This is a genomic window from Leptospiraceae bacterium (assembly GCA_025059995.1).
GTDB lineage: Bacteria > Spirochaetota > Leptospiria > Leptospirales > Leptonemataceae > SKYB61.
In genome coordinates, this window is record JANXCF010000006.1 from 79,559 (window position 1) to 101,181 (window position 21,623).

Annotated in this window: 20 protein-coding genes; 7 read left to right on the forward strand and 13 right to left on the reverse strand. The window is 32.4% G+C overall.

Annotation, left to right across the window (positions count from 1 at the left end; translation table 11 throughout):
• Positions 1-10: 10 nt before the first annotated feature.
• On the reverse strand, positions 11-346 hold the full coding sequence (locus NZ853_09205) for a hypothetical protein (protein MCS7205863.1): 336 nt from the start codon (positions 344-346) through the stop codon (positions 11-13).
• A 65-nt stretch (positions 347-411) separates the two neighbouring features.
• Between NZ853_09205 and NZ853_09210 the strand changes: the two genes are divergently transcribed.
• Positions 412-1,578, forward strand: coding sequence for a pyridoxal phosphate-dependent aminotransferase family protein (locus tag NZ853_09210; protein ID MCS7205864.1), 1,167 nt, complete (start codon positions 412-414; stop codon positions 1,576-1,578).
• On the opposite strand, the gene NZ853_09215 is transcribed toward NZ853_09210, so the two are convergent.
• Positions 1,575-1,904: a hypothetical protein gene (locus NZ853_09215; protein ID MCS7205865.1), complete on the reverse strand. Its 330-nt coding sequence runs from the start codon at positions 1,902-1,904 to the stop codon at positions 1,575-1,577. The two genes, NZ853_09210 and NZ853_09215, sit on opposite strands and share 4 nt — an antisense overlap.
• Positions 1,905-2,012: 108 nt before the next feature.
• On the opposite strand from NZ853_09215, the gene NZ853_09220 reads away from it, so the two are divergent.
• Positions 2,013-3,203, forward strand: coding sequence for a formylglycine-generating enzyme family protein (locus NZ853_09220; protein MCS7205866.1), 1,191 nt, complete (start codon positions 2,013-2,015; stop codon positions 3,201-3,203).
• Here the strand turns inward: NZ853_09220 and NZ853_09225 are convergent.
• The 11 genes from NZ853_09225 to NZ853_09275 form a co-directional block, all read right to left on the reverse strand.
• Positions 3,186-4,346, reverse strand: a complete 1,161-nt coding sequence (locus NZ853_09225; GenBank protein ID MCS7205867.1) for an adenylate/guanylate cyclase domain-containing response regulator — start codon at positions 4,344-4,346, stop codon at positions 3,186-3,188. The two genes, NZ853_09220 and NZ853_09225, sit on opposite strands and share 18 nt — an antisense overlap.
• Complete coding sequence (locus NZ853_09230) at positions 4,347-5,183, reverse strand: HDOD domain-containing protein (GenBank protein MCS7205868.1); 837 nt, start codon at positions 5,181-5,183, stop codon at positions 4,347-4,349.
• Between the two features lie 117 nt (positions 5,184-5,300).
• Positions 5,301-8,042 (reverse strand): YfhO family protein, encoded by a 2,742-nt coding sequence (locus NZ853_09235; protein ID MCS7205869.1) that lies wholly within the window; start codon positions 8,040-8,042, stop codon positions 5,301-5,303.
• Positions 8,043-8,052: 10 nt separating this feature from the next.
• Complete coding sequence (locus tag NZ853_09240) at positions 8,053-9,078, reverse strand: DUF4340 domain-containing protein (GenBank protein ID MCS7205870.1); 1,026 nt, start codon at positions 9,076-9,078, stop codon at positions 8,053-8,055.
• Entirely contained in the window at positions 9,075-10,799 is a 1,725-nt protein-coding gene (locus tag NZ853_09245) for a GldG family protein (GenBank protein MCS7205871.1), read from the reverse strand. Before NZ853_09245 ends, NZ853_09240 begins: the two co-directional genes overlap by 4 nt.
• A 9-nt stretch (positions 10,800-10,808) precedes the next feature.
• Positions 10,809-11,537 carry an ABC transporter permease gene (locus NZ853_09250; protein ID MCS7205872.1) on the reverse strand — a complete coding sequence of 243 codons (729 nt, stop codon included), beginning with the start codon at positions 11,535-11,537 and terminating at the stop codon, positions 10,809-10,811.
• Between the two features lie 7 nt (positions 11,538-11,544).
• Entirely contained in the window at positions 11,545-12,471 is a 927-nt protein-coding gene (locus NZ853_09255; protein ID MCS7205873.1) for an ATP-binding cassette domain-containing protein, read from the reverse strand.
• A gap of 76 nt (positions 12,472-12,547) precedes the next feature.
• Positions 12,548-14,152 carry a hypothetical protein gene (locus NZ853_09260; GenBank protein ID MCS7205874.1) on the reverse strand — a complete coding sequence of 535 codons (1,605 nt, stop codon included), beginning with the start codon at positions 14,150-14,152 and terminating at the stop codon, positions 12,548-12,550.
• A gap of 14 nt (positions 14,153-14,166) precedes the next feature.
• Positions 14,167-16,176 carry an ATP-dependent zinc metalloprotease FtsH gene (gene ftsH, locus NZ853_09265; protein ID MCS7205875.1) on the reverse strand — a complete coding sequence of 670 codons (2,010 nt, stop codon included), beginning with the start codon at positions 16,174-16,176 and terminating at the stop codon, positions 14,167-14,169.
• 71 nt (positions 16,177-16,247) lie between these two features.
• Complete coding sequence (pth, locus tag NZ853_09270) at positions 16,248-16,814, reverse strand: aminoacyl-tRNA hydrolase (protein ID MCS7205876.1); 567 nt, start codon at positions 16,812-16,814, stop codon at positions 16,248-16,250.
• A gap of 218 nt (positions 16,815-17,032) precedes the next feature.
• Entirely contained in the window at positions 17,033-17,317 is a 285-nt protein-coding gene (locus NZ853_09275; protein ID MCS7205877.1) for a ferredoxin family protein, read from the reverse strand.
• A gap of 415 nt (positions 17,318-17,732) precedes the next feature.
• Here NZ853_09275 and NZ853_09280 point away from each other — a divergent pair, with 415 nt between their 5' ends.
• The 5 genes from NZ853_09280 to NZ853_09300 all read left to right on the forward strand — a co-directional run bounded on the left by NZ853_09280 (position 17,733) and on the right by NZ853_09300 (position 21,622).
• Positions 17,733-18,404, forward strand: coding sequence for a bifunctional precorrin-2 dehydrogenase/sirohydrochlorin ferrochelatase (locus tag NZ853_09280; GenBank protein MCS7205878.1), 672 nt, complete (start codon positions 17,733-17,735; stop codon positions 18,402-18,404).
• A 101-nt stretch (positions 18,405-18,505) separates the two neighbouring features.
• Positions 18,506-18,913, forward strand: a complete 408-nt coding sequence (locus NZ853_09285; protein ID MCS7205879.1) for an Hsp20/alpha crystallin family protein — start codon at positions 18,506-18,508, stop codon at positions 18,911-18,913.
• Between the two features lie 10 nt (positions 18,914-18,923).
• Entirely contained in the window at positions 18,924-19,412 is a 489-nt protein-coding gene (locus NZ853_09290; GenBank protein MCS7205880.1) for an Hsp20/alpha crystallin family protein, read from the forward strand.
• A gap of 84 nt (positions 19,413-19,496) precedes the next feature.
• Positions 19,497-21,041: a flagellar hook-length control protein FliK gene (locus tag NZ853_09295; protein ID MCS7205881.1), complete on the forward strand. Its 1,545-nt coding sequence runs from the start codon at positions 19,497-19,499 to the stop codon at positions 21,039-21,041.
• 5 nt (positions 21,042-21,046) lie between these two features.
• Positions 21,047-21,622 carry an endoflagellar hook capping protein gene (locus NZ853_09300; protein ID MCS7205882.1) on the forward strand — a complete coding sequence of 192 codons (576 nt, stop codon included), beginning with the start codon at positions 21,047-21,049 and terminating at the stop codon, positions 21,620-21,622.
• Position 21,623: the final 1 nt, after the last annotated feature.

Genomic DNA, 21,623 nt, shown 5'->3' on the forward strand with positions numbered 1-21,623 from the left:
TTCTATGTATCTATTTATTTGGTAGTGTGTAAATGTAAAAAATGATCAAACCAATTCCAACAAAAAGAGGTATTAAACCACCAATAAGACTTAAATTCATACCATAAATCGAAAAAAAGACAAGTGTGATTGGAATACCTGTGGAAAGAGCTAAAATTCCAACCAATAAAATAAAAGGTCGAAAATTTTGAATCTGAATCGGCTGATAATTGCCCGTTTCAATCAAAAACCTTTTGTAGTCAAAATACCATTTAAAAAACATTATCAATACAATTCCACCCATAATAATCCCACTTATAGGTATTAAAGGAATTAACAACTTAGAGATTGCTTCAATTATTTCCATAGAAATTTTGATTTCTATCTTTATTTAAATTAGAAACAAAAAATTTACAAAAGTTGTGATTTTTTATGAAAGAAAAGGAAAAGTTTTTACAACGTTTGGTATATGAATTAGAAACCAGAAAAAAAAGATTACATTATCGGAATTTAAATCCCAAAATTCACACTCGGATTGATTTTTCATCAAATGATTACTTAGGATTAAATCACAAGGGGATTTTGTTAAAATTCTTAAAAGAAGTCTTAGATGATTTTCACGATACAGTGGGAAGCACAGGCTCACGCTTGATTTCAGGTCATAGAGATATCTTTGAATTGATTGAAAAAAAGTTTTCTTTGCTTGTGGATGTTCCAGATTCTCTTTTATTTCATAGTGGTTATGTGGGGAATTTATCTACGATTGAAGCTCTTATCTCACCTCGTGATGTTGCCTTTGTTGATCGTTTATCTCATGCAAGCATCATTGATGGTGTAAGGATTTCCAAAGCGAAAAAAATATATTTTCATCATAACGATCTTCAACATCTGGAAGACTTATTAAAAAAAACCAGGAGAAACCCAAAAAGTGAATTTTGGATTTTTACAGAAGCCGTTTTTAGCATGGATGGAGACGTCCCACCTTTGGTTGAGTTATTAGAACTTTGTGAAAAATACTCATGCAATTTATTTTTAGACGAAGCTCATAGTATTGGTGTTTACGGGAAGTCAGGGAAAGGTCTTGCTTATGATTTGGGGGTTCAAAAACAGGTTAGCGTTTTAGTTTTTCCCATGGGTAAAGCTCCAGGAGTGATGGGTTGTTTTGTTAGTGGCGAAACTATCTTAAAAGAATATCTGATTAATTTTGCAAGAGGATTCATTTATTCAACTGCGCAACCGATTTTTTTAGTTCCTTTATTGGGAAAGGTTATCGACTTTTTGGAGTCTGATGAGGCAGAAAGATATCGAAGCCATTTGTGGGATTTATCAAACTATGCCAGAGAAAATTTAAAGTTAATGGGATTTCATATCCTAAATTCGGTTACTCAGATTATACCCGTCCTCATTCCCGATGAAGAAAAATTGATGGCTGTTGTAAATGAACTTAGGAAGAGATTTGATGTAGTAGCTATACGTCCTCCCACAGTTCCTGTTGGTTCATCTCGAATACGTGTCAATCTTCATGCACACAATACAAAAGATGAAGTAGATGAGCTTTTAGAAGCATTTTTAAAATTGAGGGATAAATTTCTTTTTTAAGATGTCAATTCAGAGATTCTAAGAATGTTTTCCCGTTGCATATCTGATAACTCAGTTGAAAAAAAGTTATTTCGTTTTACTATCTCTCCGTAAAAAAACGTTTTGAATTTGTTTTCTATGTTCCACGTTGTCGAGTACGCTAAGTGATTTCTCATCTCTTGAGATTTTGGTTTTTCTTGTACGAGATGAGAGAATAAATCTTTGGAAAAATCCCTTTTTTTATTCTTTTGGCTTTTAAATTTATGAAAATCATGAACGTTGGGTTTTTTTTCTTTCGGTGTTTCGTAATGGGTTTTCTCTGGAAGAATCAACTTTTTAACTATCATACCATCTCCTTTTTATGTAATAATACTAATCAGATATTTAGTTTTCAAATGACAAGTATTTTTTCATTCTTTATCAATAGAATATCAGAGCTATCCGACAAAAATGATATGAAACAACCGAAAAAGAGAAATTTTTTTTTCTTTTCCGTTGCTTTTTTTTGTTTTTTGAGCTTTCGTGTTTCTATTGCTCAAGAGGATTTTGTCAATATAGGAACCATAGTATCCATCCACAATAAAGATTACTTTACTATGAAGGTGGATGATGATTATGAAGTAAGTTTCTTGAAGTCTCTCATATTCCAAAAGCAAGAGCTATATCTTTTGAAAGAAAATGAAATCCATCAATGTTTTCAAGGAGTGAATTTGTTTATTCAAAATTCAAAGTTATATCTAAATTTGATAAAAGTGCCATGTAAATATGAAAAACCCATTTCTTCGAATGAGTATTTTCTTGGTAGAATTTCAATGCTTAAACAAAAAAAAGATGTAACACTTGATGATTTCGTAGCAAAGCAAAATCAAGATATAACCCAAGTTCGTGAGATCATCCATCCAGTGGATAAGAAAATCATGATATATGTGCCAGAAGGATATTTGTTATATGGTCAAGGCGATGATCCAAATGAGTCATCCTTCAATATTTACTATCATCAGTGGAACTTAGAGAATCTGCCTAAAATCTCTGCTTTTTATATAGATAAATACGAGGTTACAAATCAAGAGTTTTATATCTTTTGTCGAAGGACTCAATATCCATGTCCTGATTTTCTTTATCGTTTGTCTTACGAGGAACGAAATCACCCATTCATTCATGCAACATACAAAGATGTAGAGGCTTATGCTCGTTGGACAGGTAAGCAAATCCCAACAGAATGGGAGTGGGAGTACGCAGCAAGAGGTGATTTAGAAAGAGTGCTTAATCATTCTTTGATGCCATCTCAGTATCTTGATTTCCCTTCCCAGATTGAAAATTGTAATACCTTAGAAAAGTGGCAAAAAGAAGGAAACTTACCCAAAGTGATAGATGTTTATCAACTTACTGACATTAATTTTCGCGGTATTGTTGGAATGTGTGGAAATGCCATTGAATGGACAAGTTCTTATTTTATTCCTTATCCAGGAAGTCGCTTCTCAAAAGAAATTTATCAACGACTGAGTGGTAAGTTTTTTTATGTGCTTCGAGGAGGAAGCTATCACCTTCCCCTTGAAAAGGCAAAGGTTTTTCATCGAACGATTGTTGGTTCAAATGATTTGTTGAATGGAAAAGGAGGATTTCGCTTACTAATTCGTAGCAAGTGAGATTGTTTTTTCTTGAATTTCTTTCGCAGTCTTTTTCTTGTATCCAAGTAGAGAATAAATCTCCGTTGGTTCAGTTTTCCCCTTCAGAAGAAAACTTCCGACTCTTTTAATAACAAAAATTTCGTTCGTTTGAGGTAGTTTTAGTTTGTTTTGTTTTTCATTACAAAGATAGAATGTGTGGTGATCAAATAAGATTTTGTTTTTTGTTTCTTTTGTTAAATCTTGAATGCGAGAAGCTGTATTTACTGGATCCCCCATGACGGCATACTTCATTCTTCGGATAGAGCCAATATTGCCTGCAAAGACTTTTCCGGAAGCAATACCAATCCCAAAATCCACTTTTTCAGTTACGTATTGATTAAATCCTTTGATGTATTCAGCTATTTCGATGGCTGTTTTAAGGGCATTGAATTGATCATTAAAAGTAGGAACAGGACATCCAAAAGTCGCTAATAAACCATCCCCCAAAAGTTCATTCACAGAACCTTGATTATTAAAAATAATGTCCATTAAATCAGAAAACAAATTACTGATAAAGTTTGCGTAGTTTTTCGGTCCCATCCTTTCTGCGATTGTAGTAGAACCACGAACATCGAAAAACATGATAGTGCTTTCTACAATATCACCACCTAATTCTGCTGGTATCTCCTCGTTAAGGATTTTCTCTACTAAGTCAGCAGAGAAGTATCTCAATAACCTTTGTTTTTCTTTTTCCAACTTTTTATTTAATTCATCGATGGTTCTACGAGATTCTAATAGTTCCAAGGCAGTTTGAATTTTCATAATGAGATCCGCCATTTTGATGGGTTTTCCTATAAATTCATTTGCACCATTCGATAAAGTGATGATTTTGATTTCTTCAGAAGTATCGGCTGACATAACGAAAATAGGGATCAAATCAAACTCAGGAATTTTTCGGATTTCTTTTAAGATTTCTAAGCCTGGGATGGAAGGAAGATAGATGTCTAAAAGTATAAGATCAGGTTTGTATTTATGGACAGCATTTAAACCTTCATGGCCATCGGCTTCTACATAGATTTGATAACCCCACATAGAAATGAAATTTTTTAACAATTCGGCTTGAGAGACATCGTCTTCAATAATAAGGATTTTATATACCTTTTGATTGTTGATTGTGTTCATTTAAATCAAAGATAATTGGTAAAAAGGATGCTGTTTGATTCTTTCCAACATCTGGTCATTAGCAAATTTGATGATAACATCTCCTTCACCGCCTAAACTTTTGTAAATTTGATTGGCTTTTTGATAGTTCGTGGGTTCTATCGGAATGTGAAGTAATTCCATTGCACAAATCGAAGAAATAAACGTGATTTTCTCTAAATCACTTTGAAGCTCCTCTACTTTTGTATGAGTTCCAATTCCACAACAGCGAATTAATTCCTCGGGTAATTTCCAATCTGCTGAGACTTTTTTTCCTAACTCACTATGATTGATACCATAAGATTTTTGTTCGATTTCTGTTAAATCAAACTCATTTTCTTCACATTCTTGGATGATTAAGGCATAGTGATCAGACTTGTTCACAGCCAAAATACTCATACCAATTTTATGGAGCAAAGCCGCTAAAAAAACTTCTTCTTTAATGCTTTCTTTTTTTAAATCAATAGCTATTTCTTTCGCTAAAAGAGCAGAAACAATGGGAAGAGCATTCGTGTATTTTTTCAGGATAGGATGTTTTATTTTTTCATTCAAACCCTTAGTTCCCAAGAAAATAATGAGATTTTTTAGGGCTTTCAAACCTAATAATGCCGTGGCATCTCGAAGAACTTTCACTCTTCCAGAACGACCATAGTAGGCTGAGTTTGCAACCTTTAGTATTTCTGCAGTAATACCTTTGTCGGGAGCTACAATCTTCTCAATGTCTTGTGTGTTTGCTGTCGGTGAATTGTGATCATATTGCATAACTTGCAACACAACTTGTGGAAGGGGTGGAATAGAAAATTCTTTTATGTTTGTCATAGTAGTATAAATTTTTTTATTAAGAAAATTGGCAATAATTATTCTTATAATTAAATAAAATTCTTTACATTCTAATTATTTTATTTCTCAGAAGATCAAACCGAAAAGATTATTTCTTCAGACCGTTATAAAAATATTTTTCTTTTTGATGAAGAACAAGAACAAAAAGAAAAAAACAATCAAAAAGATTGTTATTCCTGCGATCAACAATCCTAAACGTAATGAATTTGATGAAAATACAAGTTCGATTTGATTTTCTCCTTTTGGAACGAAAATTCCCATTCCAATTATGTTGGTATTATGAATTTTTGTTTCATTACCATTGATTTTGGCGATCCAACTTGGATAGAATAAATTCCAAATGACCAAAAAACTTTCTTCTTGGGTTGATGTTTTTAAGATCAATTTGGTTGGGGTCTCTTCTATCAATTCCACTTTTGAATGGTGATTTTGAAAAAACTCTTTTTCAAAAATTTCTTTGGTATGAACATAAGATAAGTTCCGAAAGTCAATATTGTTGGAGTTCAGAATTTCCCATAATTTTTCTTTTGTTGTTGTGGTGATTCTTTTAGGAAAAAATGCTTTTGGGACAGGGTGTTGATATCGTAGAAACAAATGATCCTCCATTAAATGGATTTTCAGTTCTGGATTGGTAAAGTAATCTTTTAATAGTATTTTAGGATCTAAAATTTCTGTTTTGTTTCCATCAGAGATTTCAATTCCGTATAAATGAATGACTGCAGATTCAAGAAGTTCGAAATGGATTTCCAGATCTTGTTTTGTTGTGTTTATGGGAATGAGGACTTTGTATAGGTTATCACAGTCTTTTAGGTTTTTTCTTTGGATTTGATATGGTGAAGTAATTTCACAATTATTTTTGAAGTTGGATATATCTTTTTGATAGTAAAATTCTTTTTGTATTTGAAGCTTTGGGAAGGAAATTGTTAGAATTTTTCTTTGATTAGAGTGATTCATTTTTTCTGCACTCAAATAAAAAATCATGGTTTGGATGAAAGAATGAGAGTAAAATTCTTTGGGAACACTGATTTCAAACTTTGTTTTTTTATGGTGATCTAAGATAAGGGGGAAAATCAGAAATGGATCAAGTTGCATCTTCTCATAGTAGTGATGGGAATGCCCTTTTATTTGAAATAAATATAAGCCAATATTCCATTGTTTTATGTTTAAGGGAAACTTGTAGAAGTGAATCATTAAGTAGCCAATCTCTAAAGGTAATAAAGGATTATTAAAATTTACACTTTTGTAGCCATGTAAAGAGTTCCAGTTCGAATGCATGCTGAGCCAACTGCAGTTTTTAATATCATATCGAACACAAAAGGAATTCCGAAAATATCGATAATTTTTTAAATCAATTTTTTCTTCTTGAAGGAATGATTGAAGGTCTTTGCTTTCTGTATTGATTTTTTCTTCTACTTGATGATCAAATGTATAGACTAAAGCATCCGAATATTGAATATTTAAACCTAAATCAAGTAATAGGACAAAGAATAAAGAAATGGCTTTGAGTTGATGTTCTAGATTGATCAAAAATACAATCAAAATGCTCAAAAGGATCAGCCATTGAAAAGTGATTCCATTGTTATCTTTGAAGCTTAAGGTGAAATAATTAATGTTAAAATATTGTTCTTGTAGTTCTTTAAAGAAATAGATGTATAAGAAAAAGAAACCAATGAAAAGAATAAATAAACCAAAAAAATACTTTTTAAATCTTTGATCTGAGAGGTGTTGGAATCCAATTGCTGTTATCAAACTCACTAAAAAAGTTATTTCCAAGAAATGGCGTGATGGTCCTCGGAAGCGATTCAAAATGGGAATGTTATATACAATCTTCGAGAAAAAGGTTTGGCTACCTAATGCCCAGATGAAGTATAAGATCAAAGAAAAGATTATAAAGTATCTTAAACTTTTTTTGTTAATTTTATTGATAAAAAAAACAAAAAATAATGGTAGTAGTCCAAAATAACGAAATTGTTCATGGAAGTTATGAATTATGCCTTTAAACTCTGGCTCAATATACGTGAACAAAAATTTTTCTGAACTTATCCCTCCCCAAAAAAAAGGATAAATGAAATGGATTAAATTTCTTAAGGGAAATTCAAAATCATTGAGTCGACTGAAAGTTATGAATTTTTTTCGTAGAGTAAAACTTAACAGCTCCCATTGAGGTAGCAACGCATAAGCAGTAAGTAGTAAACTTAAAATCACACCTCCCAGAAAATAAAAAAAAAGTTTATAGTCCCTTTGTTCAAAAACAAAAAAAACCAAAAAAAAGAAATTAAAAATCAAACTATAAGCAAAGAACTGAGGATGCCCTACAAGAAAGTGAAGAGCCAAAACCAAAACCCAAAGAAAGAAAAGAAAAGCTTTTCTTTCATTAAGAAAACGATAAAAAAAATAAAAGTTTGCAGGCAAATAACTAGAACCTGCCAACACACTCATCATGCTGATTTGTCCAGCCATGCTACCAGATAGAGAAAACACTATTCCAGCGGCAAAAGAACCAACAAAATGATTTGTGATGTAATAAGCCGTAAGAAACGTAAAATAAGCACCAATTAGTAAATAATGCAAAATATAAAAATCAAAAGCTTTGTATGATTTTGGGAAAAGGTATTTAAAGGGATAGAAAAACTGCCATTGGGGTTCAGCAAAAGCAGGAAAGCCATACCCAACATTCAAATTCCATATCTCTCTTTCTACAAAGTAAACATAAAACTGTGCAAAATTATCATGAGTAATGAAGTGATGATTTAATAAGTAAATTTTATAAAAAATAAAAACAAAAATAAAAAAATACAAAAACAAAGGAACAATAAAAACAGAAAAAAGCTTTTTCATAATGGTTTTCTTAATTTCTACCTACTAACTTTTGGGGTTCTAAGAGATCTTCGATGCGGTAAGCAGAAACTTGGTAGTATTGATCCTTGTGTTTTAGATAAAACTTAACATAATCCTTTTTTGCGAAGAATTCTAACTTCTCTATTTGAGGTGGTTGATTAGGTTGAGAGATAAAAATTTGAAAGGTGACGTTCCATTCTTCTAAGTCTTTTTCCTGTGGCTTTTGGAAGTTGTAAAAAGTCGTGGCTTTGAGGTTTGCAATTTCGTCTAAAATGCCTTCTATTGAAGTGCCAATTTTTTCGGGTCTTGGTTCTAAAATCTGCCAATCAGTGCTTGCCTTGGCATAAGTGTATCTTTGATTGTTATGTTCGACTATGATTTTTTCAATCTTATCTTTTTCGATTGTTAGAATTTTATGATTTCGAAAGTAGTATTTATCATCATATCCTGATTTGGTTTTTAAGTTGCCTTCAACTTGAAAGATTTTCTTTTCATCATTTAGAACGACGTAACTACTATTATTTCTTACGCTCACATTGCCAATCGTTAAAATATCTTGTTTTTGATTAGTGTATTGGATTTGGATTTTGGCGCTATTTTCGTGTATGCCTGTTAGTTTTTGATTTTCGCTATTGAGAGGTAGATGATAATATTGTTTTGCTTCTAATAGGGTTTCAATGAAACTTTTCAAGTTATCTTTGTCGATTGTGTATTCTTCTTTTTGATTTGTCTTTAAATCTGAAAGTGTAAATTTCCAATCCGTTTGCTTTAAAAAGTCATCTAAGGTTTTGATATTTTTTTCTGAGGTGAGTTGACTTTGATTTTCTAGTGTGTATTTTAAGCCCTTGTCGGGAAATTCAATCAGGATGTTTTGCAGATTTTTGTAATCAAATTTAAGGATTTCCGACGATGGTTCAAAAGCTTTACTCAAGAGATGAAAAGGGTCTTGAATCAACATCCAAAGAAAAAATAAAAATACATTTGTGATAAATAAAGAAAAACCTAGATTTTTTTTATAAATTTCAAAAAACTTCATAAATCATCACCTCGTTTTTGGTATCGTTTCTTCAAACGTAAAAAACCGTATATGGCAAAAAGAACTGGTATTGTTAAGGTATGAAACCAAGCAAAAGCTGTTTGTAGTTCTTTGGGTAGTTGTAGCTGAATTACTGGTAAAATAGGAATTTTTGAACGAACTTCCAATAGGTCTAAGTCTCCTTGAAAATACTCAATCACATTTTGAACAAAGGCAAAATTGATTTTGAAGTATTCCATGTTGGCTTCATTACGAAAAAAGATGTCAGAAACGAGATAGGGTGTGCCAATCAATAAAATCCTTCCTTCAGTATTTCCTAATTGACCTGTGTTGAAATTTGCTTTCAAATTTGGATCAATGTCCAAAGTCTGGTATTCGTCTTTGAAGGCACTTTGAAATTTCCCTTGAGCTAAAATCATCACAGGTAGTTGTTGAGGAATCTTTTCTTGTCCTTCTGTATTTTTATCTAAGAATTGTAAATCCTTCAATTCAAGAGAGGTTTGTTTTCGAGCAATGATTTCATCAGAAGTTTGAATTAATACTTTATACTTTACTTGTGGTTGAACGTTAGGGTTATAACGTAAATCAGAGAACCAAGGAAAAATCACCATAGGGATGTATCTTAAAAATTCTACATCAGAAAGAATATTATTGTTTTCAGCTGTATAAACTGCCCATGAGGGGTTAGGGTATCTTCCCAAGAATTGTCCTAAAATGTCGATTTCAGGAGCTGCTAAGTTGGGTTCTAAAATGACTCGTTCATTGATGCCTAATCCGTATTTTCCTAAAAATTCATTCCAAATTTTGAGTTCATCGGGAATGGTGGTAAAACCACGACTCCCTGAGCTCAGACCTAATTGCATAAGTTGAGGATTGGGGGGAGTGATAGTAAAATCAAAACCTTTTAGCATAAGAATCAAATTTCCTCCCCTGAGTAAAAACTGATCTAAATAAACTTGTTCTTTTTGAGTGATATTGGGTAAGCCGATGACCAGAAGGGTTTCAATTGTATCAGGAATGGGTTGATCTAATTGGATTTCTCTGATTTCTCCCATTTCTTTTTCAATGAAGTTTTTAAAAGCAAAGTAGTTATCTTTATCCATGTCTAATCGGGTTTGCCATCTTCGAAATTTACCAGTTCCTTCGGTGTTCAAATAGCCAATCCCACTGATTCTGGTATCAGGATCCTGAAGGAGTTTTTTTACTTCTTTTAAAAAGACGTATTCAAAATTGCTCAAAATTCCGCCTTGTTCCACTAACGAAAAGGTAGTATGTCTGTCGGTATATTGTAAATAGACTCCGAAGTATCCTAATCTTACAGAAGCTTTGTCGATCTCAGCTTCTTCTATGGGGATACCTTGGATACCTCGTTTGCTTGCCAATGAGCGAAGTTCTTCATTGTTCGGATCAATGATTTTTAATTGAATCAAAGAATGGTTTTGTCTTTGGATGTCTTCTAGTTGATAAATAATGGGTTGTAATTGGGAAAAGATTTGTCCTGGAATATCCCGACTAATGTAGGCTTCAATCAAGAGGGGATATTTTAGTTGATTTAATACTTTTTTTGTGCTTCCACTAAGGGTGTTGATATTTCCTTTCGAAAGATCTAATTTCCAATTGATGTTATAAGCAATGACATTCACTAAAAAAAAGAGTATGAAGATATTCGCATAAATAAAGCTTTTGGATTGGAAAAATGAGAGTCGAAAAGCTAACTTCATATTAAAACCTCAAAATCTTTTGACGATTTCTGTGTTAATGTATAACATCAGTGCGATGAAAGATAAATAATAAATCACATCACTGATTAAAATCATGCCTTTTGAAAACGAAGAGAAGTGATAGCTAATTGAAAAGATTCCTAAAAAGAAATTCCAATCAGGTGGCAAGTGTTGAGTGAGAAGGTAATAATTACTCAAAAACATAAACAAACTGATAAAAAATGTCAACACAAAAGCGACTATTTGTTCTCGCGTCAAAGCCGAAGCCACCATTCCAATGCTCACATAAGCTCCAGCCATCAAAATTGAACCAAAATAGATGGTAAAGGTTTTTCCCCAATCAGTGATACCAAGTAAAGAAATACTGATCGTCAAAGGGAAAGCAGCAATGATCACCAATGAAACAAAGGTCCAACTTGCTAAAAATTTCGAAATCACCAGTTCAAAATCAGTATAGGGCAAAGTTTTTAGGATTTCTATGGTTCCCATTTTTCGTTCCTCTGCCCATACCCTCATTGTGACAGCAGGAACAAGAAAAATAAACGTAAACGGAAGTAGGTTCATATAAGACTCAATACTTGCCAATTGGGCATCCCAGAAACCCGGTATGAGATCAAAGATCCCCAAAAAGAAAAAAAGAAAGTTAAAAAAAAGTGTAATGCTCATGAAAATATATCCACTTGGTGTGTTGAAGTAGGAAAGTAACTCTTTTTTATAAAGAAATTTTATGTTTTTCATAAACGCCTCAGTTCTGTGTGAGTTCTTGAAAAATTTCTTCTATTGATTTTTCTAATGGAGAGAATTCAATCACATCCCAGTCAAACTTCTTGATTTCGTAAAATAGTTTTTCGGGTCTGTCTTCTTTGAGCTCGCAAATGTATTTTTTAAATTCGGAATTTGGGATTTCTTGAACCCTCACGTTTAATATGAGGTCAAGGTTTTTTAATGTATTTTCTATATTATCTCTTTGGGATTTTGCTATGATAACTCGCAAGTTTGATTTTTGTAATTCTTCTATCCTTCGATTGGCTACAATCTTTCCTTTGTGAATAATGATTACTTGATTACAAACATCTTGAACTTCTTTTAGGATGTGGGTAGAAAGGATCACTAGCTTTTCTTTTGATAAACTCTTTATGAATTCTCGGATGGTAATAATTTGATTTGGATCCAATCCGGTGGTTGGTTCGTCCAAAATGATGATTTCAGGATCGTGAATTAAAGTAGCTGCAAGTGCTGTTCGTTGACGAAATCCCTTTGATAATAACCCTAAGGGTGTATATAAATGCGATGATAACCGTAAGGTTTCAACTAAGATGTCTTTTCTTTTTTTTAGGGTATCATCACTTAAAGCACGGGATTTCCCCATAAAGTCTAAATACTCATCCACAAGCATTTCTGGATAAAGGGGATTAGACTCTGGTAAATAACCAATTTTTCTTTTGATGGTGAGTTTTTGTTTTTCATCACCATTGAGTGGGATATTATCGATTTCTACATAACCAGAGGTAGGGGTAAGGTATCCAGTTAGAACCCTCATGGTTGTGGTTTTGCCAGCTCCATTGGGTCCCAATAGCCCAATAATTCCCATCGTTTTGTCCACTGTAAAAGAAATTTGATCAATCGCAGTGAAATTCCCAAACTGAACAGTTAGATTTTCAACTTTGATCATCAAAGCCAAAAACTTAGGATTTAATCGGAAATTCAAGCGTTTTTGGAATGAGAAAAGAAGTTGTCCTTTGGCGAATTCATGAATAGGAAATCAGTACAGGAAATAGTTTTTTAAAATCAATTAGTAAAGACGGATAGAAACGCTTGTAGATATAAAACTTTGTGGTTTTCAAAACTTCTTTGTGATTTTCATGAAACCATCGATCAAATTCAAAATGAGATTTATGTGTTTTTTCGAATGCCTTTTTGATTTGTTCGTAGTCCTTTATGTATTCTTGTAATACAATTTCTTGTTGAAATACATATATAGTATATGCATCAACTTCTTCTTGATCGATATTAGCATGGATTTCTTCCCACCAATCAATGAAAATCTTTTTTATTAAGCTATTAGGGTATTTTCGAATTAATAAATTGGAATCAAAGTAGAGAATTTCTCCCCATTTTTTTTCTCTGAGTTTTTCCATGAGGATTTGAAAAATCGTGTTTGCTCCTATGTGATAAAAGAAAATATCTGGTTTCAAAATCCCTTTAAAATCATCTTGTAAAATTTCAGTACGAATTTCTTCGAAGGTTTTTCTTAACATGCTTAAATATCCACTTAGAATTTCATCTATGTTTTTTGGGTTTAGTGGAGTACTATTATAAGAAGAAATAAAATAACTTTCTTCTAAGGTTTTGTCATCAAAAACTACATGGTGGGAGTGATAAAAGAGTTCCATGTCTTTTTGATAATCATCTCTTTTTACTTCAAGGAAATAATCTAACGTGCGATTCCAGTTTTTACTTCCTAAAATTCGGGTAGATAAAAGGTTTTTTTGGAATTTTTTTATCTCAGAATCAAAAATAATTGTTTTAGCTATCTCTTGTAGAGAGTTTAGTTCTAGTTTTTGTGTTGATTGACTTTGAGTTTCTAATGTCAAGGAATTATACAATCCCGTTAGAGTATATTGGATGTTTTCATCGTAGCTCAGGCTAGCAATATAGTTGTAAGGAGATGATTGTTGGTATCCCTGAACACGTAAATATTTCTCTAATAAATTCAAAAAAACTTCTGTTTGGTGATTGAGTATTAAGATCTTCTGCAGTTGGTATTCTTGAATGTCTTTGAAATATTCTTTTGTTTCTTGTATAAAAAGAAAAGTATCAATGAGTTTTTCTATGTCCTTCCAGTTATTTGATGCAACCTCATGAAAAGATTTAAGTCTTTCGATGAAGCGCTTCATTTTGATGAAGTTTTTTTGATTTTCATTGAAACTCTCTCCGAAAAAACGTTTTCCTAGTTTTTGAGCTTCTTTCTCCAGTTGTTCGTCCGTGTTGGTTTCAATCAGAAGACGATAAAACTTCCGAATACTTTCCAGCTTTTCTATGAAATCAGAACCGTATTGTTCAAATATTCTTCTTACTTTAAGGTTTTTGGTAGCTATGTTGATTTTATTAAAAATTTCGTTGGAAATATAAATATGAGGTCGTAGAACTACTTCAATGGGATGTGAGAATTGTCTTACTATCCTTTTTTCTTCGACGAAGAGATACTCATCCTCAAACTTTGGGGTTTCTATTAATGGAGAAATCGTTTCTTTTTCTAAAGTAGGTAATTCATATATACAAGTGAAAGGTTCATTAAGGATTTTAATTAAAAAATCTTGATCTTCGCGATTTGTTTCAGTGATGAGAGACATAGAGCCCTGCTATTTCATGTAGCAGGGATGGGTTCCATTTCGCCGTTAGAAACTTCTGGATAACTTTTTTTTGGTGCTTCTTGGGATAGAGTGATTCGCTTTTGATTAGGTGCTAAGTTTTCGTACCCTACAATTTCGTTCAATTCTTCTCCTGTAATGGTTTCTTTTTCTAAAAGGGTTTTTGCAATTTTGTCAAGCTTATCACGGTGTTTGATTAATAATTCTTTACCTCGAGAAAGTTGTTCTTCAATGAATCTTTTTACTTCGGCATCAATCAACGCAGCTGTTTGCTCGCTATAGGTTTTAACATGAGCAATATCACGTGCAAGGAAGATATTTTGTTCTTCGTGGGCATATGACACTGTTCCTAATTTTTCTGACATTCCCCATTCGCAGACCATTTTTCTTGCTATATTGGTGGCAACTTGAATGTCATTAGCTGCTCCCGTTGAAGTGTCCTTAAAGACAATTTCTTCGGCTAAATAACCGCCCATCAAAATACAAATCCGATCCAACCAATATTTTTTTGGATGGATGTGTTTATCACCTTCGGGTAATTGTTGGGTTAATCCGAGAGCCCTTCCTCTTGGAATGATAGTTACTTTATGAACTGGTTCTGCATAGGGAAGCATGGTTCCTAATAGAGCATGACCTGCTTCATGATAAGCAATGACTTCTTTTTCTTGTTCAGTGATCAAAAAACTTCGTCTTTCGGGTCCCATCAAAACTTTGTCTTTTGCTTCTTCTAATTCTTCTTGGGTAACACGTTTTTTGTTTTTTCTTGCTGCAAGAAGGGCTGCTTCATTGATCAGGTTTGCTAAGTCAGCTCCAGTGAAGCCTGGAGTTCCTCGAGCAATTTTCGCTAATGAAACATCAGAGGCTAAAGGAACTTTTCGAGCATGGATTTTGAGTATTTCTTCGCGACCTTTTACATCTGGAGCATTCACAATCACTTGTCGATCGAATCTTCCCGGACGTAAAAGCGCTGGGTCTAAAATATCAGGTCGGTTTGTAGCAGCAATGACGATGATTCCTTCGTTTTCCTCAAAACCGTCCATTTCCACAAGGAGCTGGTTTAAGGTTTGTTCTCGTTCATCATGTCCACCACCTAATCCAGCTCCTCTTAATCTACCTACTGCATCAATCTCATCAATGAAGATAATACATGGAGCATTTTTCTTGGCTTGTTCAAACAAATCTCTTACTCTTGAGGCACCAACGCCAACAAACATCTCCACGAAATCAGAACCCGAAATAGAAAAGAAAGGAACACCTGCCTCACCGGCAACTGCTTTTGCTAAAAGAGTCTTTCCTGTTCCTGGTGGACCTACGAGTAAAACTCCTTTGGGAATGCGAGCTCCAATGTTTTGAAATTTCTTTGGATCTTTGAGAAAATCAACAACTTCTCGTAGTTCTTCTTTTGCTTCATCACAGCCTGCTACATCATTAAAAGTCACTTTCGTTTTGCCTTCTAAATGAAGTTTGGCTCTACTTTTACCGAAAGCTAAGGCTTTATTACCAGTGCTTTGGATTTGCCGAAACATGAAGAACCACAAAAGAAGAATGATAAAAACGTATGGTAAAATACTAATAATGGTATTCAAAAAGCCTCCCTTTTGTGGATTTTCGAATTTATAGATGATGCCGTTTTTCTCTAATATTTGTATGAATTCATCATTAATTATATCTGGCAAAACCTCAACATAAAAGGGTATCGTGGATGCTTTGAGTTTTTGTATATCTGTTTCGTTAGATAAATCAACATTTTTCCCAACATACCTTCCATCAATCCTTGTAGGTGTGACTTTGAGGATGAAAGGATTTTCTTCAAACAAATTTTTTTGAATATTTTTCGTAAAGATTTTCCCCTTTGCATCAGGAGCGTTTACGAGCATTTTTCTGAATTCAGAGTAAGTCATTGGTTCAGGTGTTTCAAAATTTTGAAACTGATTCACACCTTGAAATAAGTAAAGTAGAATGATGAAACCTGTGATAAAAAAAATGATTCTTAATCCCTTGTTCATTTTTTCTCCTTTTATTAGTTCTAAGTTTTAAGTTTTGTTGTTAAAATATTAAAAAAAAATCGATAGTCAATCTATTCACTGAATTTTTGTATGATTTCATTGATATCCTTTGCATGAGCGATTTCCCTTATGGCTGCTTCTGCGTCATTAATGATGTTAATAAGCCGAAAACTTTCTTGAGGTTCAAATTCTTGATTTATAAATTCTTCTCGAGCCATTGTAGAAGTTTTCTTATTGGCGATACCCACTCGGACCTTGATAAAATCCCAAGATTTTAAAGAATTCGCTAAGTTTTCTATTGCGGGATGTCCAAAACTCTGTTTACTCACATCCACAGCAATCTTTCCTAAGGGTAAAGTGATATCATCCATGATTACTACAATATCTTTAGGTTTTACACGCAAAAATGAAGCAATGTATAAAGCAGCTTCACCTGCTAAATTAGCATAAGTTTGAGGTTTAAGCAATACTATTTCCTCGTCATCAATAGAACCTCTTCCGATAAGTGATTTTTTTTTCTTCGTTCGGATTTCAATATTATTATTATTAGCTATGATGTCTAAAATCTTAAATCCTATGTTTGAGCGTCGATTTTGATATTTCTCTCCCGGATTTCCAAGGCCTATGATTAGCTTCATTTTCGTTATAAACTATAATGTTTTCTTGCTTGTCAAGTAAAATTTTATTTATATTATAAAGACTCAAAAGGGGATCATTTTCTCCCTACAAAGAACTTTTTCAAAGCCTTCGGATAATCTTTTTATCCTTATCAGACGAAAAAAATTAAAATTTTTTTAAGTTTTTTTGCTACTGAATTTACAACTTTCTAAATTTTGATGTTGTGTGATTGGATTTTTCACTTCAAACCATAGAACTCTCTATTTTTTTGGATATAGGATTTCCATTTTTCGGGGACCTCGTCTTCAGGGAAAATAGCTTGGACCGGACAAGCAGGTTCACAAGCACCACAATCAATGCATTCTTCTGGATTGATGTATAATTGTTTTCCAGATAAATTATTAGGATCATATCCATACTTAGACCATTCTTCTTTTGTTGGATGTATACAATCAACTGGACAAACATCAACACAAGAAGTATCACATACCCCTATACAAGGTTCTGTAATCACAAAAGCCATTTTGACCTCCTAAGTCTTTTAAATATATGTAAAAAAAAATAACTTATTGAAGTTGTATAGTATTTTTTAGATAGAAGATTGAAAGAACTTAATAAAACCAATTTTAACGTAGAGTTTCTGCCATAACCTTGAATTCTTTTGAGTTAATGACTTTTTTAGTAAAGATTTTGAGCTTTTTTGCACTTTTTTAAAGATAGAATTATTCATTCGAATGAAATCATAAAATCGTTTGTTTTATTGGAGTTTTTTGTTAGTTTTAAGTATCAAAGTTTAACATCAATTTCTTTATTTTCAATTTCCATTATGCTTTATGCTTTACATGGATTTTTTAAAGCTTTGAGTGGATATGAGGTTTTATAAGAAAATGGTTTTAGAAAACCATAGTAATTTGTAAAAAATAGGGATTTACCAAAAAATGAAATTATATCCCATCGTTTTAAAATTAGATGATCGAATTTGTTCCTTTGTTGGTGGTGGAAAATCCATTTATAAAAAAATTTATGATCTCTTACCATATTCACCCAAGATATTTTTATTAGCTGAATATATTATTGATGAATTGGAGGAATTGGTTCAAAATCAAAAAAAGATCATTTGGATAAAATACATTAACTATCAGATTTTATTAAAGTCCTATTTGATTTTTCTTTCTGATGAAAAAGTCATAAAGAATCAAATAGAATATGAGGCAAATCCTTCGAACGAATTGGATACAGTCCTTAAATTTGCAAAGAAGTATTCTAAGTTTGTTTCATTTTTGGATAGACCTCAGTATTGTGATTTTTACAATACCCATATTTATGAGAAAGATTCGATTTTGGTAAGTATCTCCACTTATGGGCATGCACCCGTTGTTGGAAAGTACATAAAAAAAAAGTTAGATGAAATTATAACTGATGACTTGATTAAACTGACAGAATTTTTATCGAAATACCGTTCCAAAATTATCGCTCAGATCAAGGATTTTGAAAAGAGAAAGCAACTCTACGATCAACTTTTACAGCCATCTTTTTTGGAAGTTTTGAGAAATAGTGAAGATGAGGCTTTGGGGATATTGTTGCAATTGTTAATCCAATACTCAAAATGATATTTTTTTGTGGATTTTTTTAATTTTATTATGATTTTAGAGATTTTATTTTGGTATAACTATTGCTTAAATTCTAATCAAATCATTAAAAGGAGGTGCTTATGATGTGGAATCGATGGGATGAATATTTATGGAACGATGTAATAGAGTTCATGAATACTATAAATGAAACACTAAGAAGTCGGGAAAGATATCCGAAGTTTCGAGTCTATGAAAATGATGATGGGATTTTATTAAAAAGTGAAATCCCCGGTGTGGAACCTGAAAACATCCAAATAGAGTTGCAAGATAATAATTTGGTCATTTCGGTAGAAAAGAAACAAGATCAACATGAGGGTGCCACTTTGTTGAGGAATGAAAGAGAATTTGGAAAATTTACAAGAACCTTCCAATTACCCTTTAAAGTGAAGGACCAAGAAATTCAAGCTGAGTATAAATTGGGTATACTAACCATAGTTTTACCAAAGGCAGATGAAGAAAAACCAAAAAGAATTGCTATCAAATCATAAGGAGGTTCATATGAAATGGAAAGATTTAGTTCCATGGAAAAAAGAAAGCCCAGAATCAAAAGAAGAAAAATACGTAGCGACTAGAGATATTTTTGATACATTACAAAAGCGAATGGATGAACTTTTTGAAGAATTTGGTTTTTCTTCTCTACCCAGTTTTGAAAGAACTTTCTATCCAAAAGTAGATATTACAGAAAACGAAAATGAAATTGTAATCAAAGCTGATGTTCCCGGAATTGATGAAAAGGATTTAGATGTATCAATAACCAAAGATGCCGTGATCATTCAGGGTGAGAAAAAATATGAACATGAAGAAAAAGGAAGTAATTTCTATCGAAAAGAGCGTAGCTTTGGTTCATTTAGAAGAGTATTACCTCTGCCAGTAGAAGTTGATGAAGCCAAAATCGATGCTACGTATAAAAACGGAGTTCTCACCATCAAATTACCAAAAGTAAAAACCTCATCTAACGTAAAAAAAATCCAAATCAAAAGTTCCTAAACTTCCTGAGCTGCCGAAAGGCAGTTTCTTTTTTTATTCAAAATTCTATCAAGAAATTTTATAAACTTACGAACTCTAAAGTAGATGAAAATCTTTTTTATAAAAAATGATATTGAGGGAACTGCGTTATTAGATTCGGTTCCAAAACAAAAAGCAGAAAATATAGAAGAAAAAGAAAAAGGAGGATTTTATCAACTGCTATTACAACAAACCCATCAAAATGAACTAAAAACAAATCATATCGAAAAACAAAATCATCAAAATCAAAACAAACAGCAAGAAACACAAAAAGCTTTATCTGAAACTGAAAAAGAAACTGAAGAAAATCAAAAAAAACAAAACAGAAAAAAGACAATCCATGAACCCAACGAACTAAAAGAAAAAACCATACAAGATTATTTATCTGAAGCAAAAGATAATTCTATTCCAAAAAACAATCACAAAAATGAGAAAGAAAAAATTGAAAAAAAGCTGGATTTTATTCCCATTGAAAGAACAGAAAAAAAGCTCCAGAATCAAAAAGAGCAAAAATCACAACAGATAGAAGAGATAAAAAAGAACGAACCTTCCACTGAAGGAAAAATCTTTGAAAAAGAACAAAATGTTTTTGGGATACGAGCATCTCTTTTAAATGATGAGTTTAAAATAAAAATCAGTGCTTCTGTGGATTTTCAAAAAAAAGAATTAGAACATCAAGAAAAACAGATCAAAGAGAACACTTTATGGCAACTTTTGAGTTTGCATAAAGAAAAAAAAGAAACAAAACAAGAAAAGCTCACAACAAAGGAACTCATTGATGAAATGTCAAAAAAAGAAATGCTTGTTTCCGAAAGACAAGAAAAAAGTAATCCAAGAAAACCTATTGAATCAAATGAAATCACATCAGCTCAGAAAGATAACAATCAACTCAACGTTTGGTCCAAGGAAAATTCTATTTTAAGCGATAAAATACAAATCACCACAAAGCCAAAAGAATTAGAAACAAAAACTTTACCAAAAGAAGAAATACGTGATAAATTCTATGCTGAAAAAAACCCTCAACAAAGTGAGATTTTAACCAATCCAAAAAGTGAAATAAGAGATGTAATAGATAAAAAGTTTGTTTCTCTTGATCAAAGTCTCAAAGAGGCATTAGAAGAACTCATTTCAAAAGCAAAGGTCCAAGTGGGGAAAAATGAATTTACGGCACAAATTCGCATGAACCCCGCCATATTTGGTTACATGTCGGTCAATATCAAATACGAAAATGGTCATTTGGTATTGAGGCTATTAGTGGATAATCAAGCTGTTTTTCAAAAACTAAATGATAGTGTGGAAATGCTAAAAAATGAATTTCAAAAGCATGGGATTTATTTGGAACAAATCCAAATTCGAATGAAAGAACCAATGCTTTCGAACTCAAACATGCAAGATTCAATGAATTTGTTTTATGATACCCAAGAAAATTTTCAATCACCATCTCATCATAATCCCTATCTTGGGGATCATGAAAGAGAAAGATTTTCATATCAAAAAGAAAATTTTCAGTCAAACCAAGAATTAAAAATACAGAAAAATAAAGAAGAACGAACTGAAGATTATAACCTCATGACCCTTAATACACACCATAATATCGAACTTTGGGGTTAAACGTTATGGAAGTGGAATTACTAAAAAAGAAGTATTTTCAACAAAACAAGTCAGTAAACATAAAAGAGTATTTTCGATTTAAAGAATACTTAGAAAAAAACAACTTACAGAATGTAGAGATTTATGATAAAGCAAAGACTCTTGGGAAGGACGATTTTTTGAAGCTACTGATTACCCAGCTGTCTCATCAAGATCCTACTCGTCCTTTGTCAGATCAAGAGTTCATTGCGCAGATGGCTCAGTTTTCAGCTCTTGAGCAAATGCAGAACATAGCAAAAAGTATAGAAGTTTTAAATTCAAATCAGAACTTTGATTTTTTAGGAAAATTTGTTGTAGGTAAAGATGAGGTCAGTGGTGAAGAAGTATCGGGAATCGTTGAAGCCATTTTTAGAGATGAAGCTGGGGATTATTATTTAAAAGTTCAAAATGCAGCCATCAAAAAAGAAAAAGTCATTATGGTTTCCCTATCAAAACCACAAGATAACCAAAATACAAATCAGCAAATGTCAAATCCACTCTCAGAACAAAGCCAAAAAACCATCAAAGAATATCAAAATAACTTAATCGAAACTACGAGGTGAT

Excerpts from the sequence above, each read along its gene's own strand:
- NZ853_09205 (MCS7205863.1), bottom strand. The coding sequence starts at position 346 with ATGGAAATAATTGAAGCAATCTCTAAGTTGTTAATTCCTTTAATACCT.
- NZ853_09210 (MCS7205864.1), top strand. The coding sequence starts at position 412 with ATGAAAGAAAAGGAAAAGTTTTTACAACGTTTGGTATATGAATTAGAA.
- NZ853_09215 (MCS7205865.1), bottom strand. The coding sequence starts at position 1,904 with ATGATAGTTAAAAAGTTGATTCTTCCAGAGAAAACCCATTACGAAACA.
- NZ853_09220 (MCS7205866.1), top strand. The coding sequence starts at position 2,013 with ATGAAACAACCGAAAAAGAGAAATTTTTTTTTCTTTTCCGTTGCTTTT.
- NZ853_09225 (MCS7205867.1), bottom strand. The coding sequence starts at position 4,346 with ATGAACACAATCAACAATCAAAAGGTATATAAAATCCTTATTATTGAA.
- NZ853_09230 (MCS7205868.1), bottom strand. The coding sequence starts at position 5,183 with ATGACAAACATAAAAGAATTTTCTATTCCACCCCTTCCACAAGTTGTG.
- NZ853_09235 (MCS7205869.1), bottom strand. The coding sequence starts at position 8,042 with ATGAAAAAGCTTTTTTCTGTTTTTATTGTTCCTTTGTTTTTGTATTTT.
- NZ853_09240 (MCS7205870.1), bottom strand. The coding sequence starts at position 9,078 with ATGAAGTTTTTTGAAATTTATAAAAAAAATCTAGGTTTTTCTTTATTT.
- NZ853_09245 (MCS7205871.1), bottom strand. The coding sequence starts at position 10,799 with ATGAAGTTAGCTTTTCGACTCTCATTTTTCCAATCCAAAAGCTTTATT.
- NZ853_09250 (MCS7205872.1), bottom strand. The coding sequence starts at position 11,537 with ATGAAAAACATAAAATTTCTTTATAAAAAAGAGTTACTTTCCTACTTC.
- NZ853_09255 (MCS7205873.1), bottom strand. The coding sequence starts at position 12,471 with ATGATCAAAGTTGAAAATCTAACTGTTCAGTTTGGGAATTTCACTGCG.
- NZ853_09260 (MCS7205874.1), bottom strand. The coding sequence starts at position 14,152 with ATGTCTCTCATCACTGAAACAAATCGCGAAGATCAAGATTTTTTAATT.
- ftsH (MCS7205875.1), bottom strand. The coding sequence starts at position 16,176 with ATGAACAAGGGATTAAGAATCATTTTTTTTATCACAGGTTTCATCATT.
- pth (MCS7205876.1), bottom strand. The coding sequence starts at position 16,814 with ATGAAGCTAATCATAGGCCTTGGAAATCCGGGAGAGAAATATCAAAAT.
- NZ853_09275 (MCS7205877.1), bottom strand. The coding sequence starts at position 17,317 with ATGGCTTTTGTGATTACAGAACCTTGTATAGGGGTATGTGATACTTCT.
- NZ853_09280 (MCS7205878.1), top strand. The coding sequence starts at position 17,733 with ATGAAATTATATCCCATCGTTTTAAAATTAGATGATCGAATTTGTTCC.
- NZ853_09285 (MCS7205879.1), top strand. The coding sequence starts at position 18,506 with ATGATGTGGAATCGATGGGATGAATATTTATGGAACGATGTAATAGAG.
- NZ853_09290 (MCS7205880.1), top strand. The coding sequence starts at position 18,924 with ATGAAATGGAAAGATTTAGTTCCATGGAAAAAAGAAAGCCCAGAATCA.
- NZ853_09295 (MCS7205881.1), top strand. The coding sequence starts at position 19,497 with ATGAAAATCTTTTTTATAAAAAATGATATTGAGGGAACTGCGTTATTA.
- NZ853_09300 (MCS7205882.1), top strand. The coding sequence starts at position 21,047 with ATGGAAGTGGAATTACTAAAAAAGAAGTATTTTCAACAAAACAAGTCA.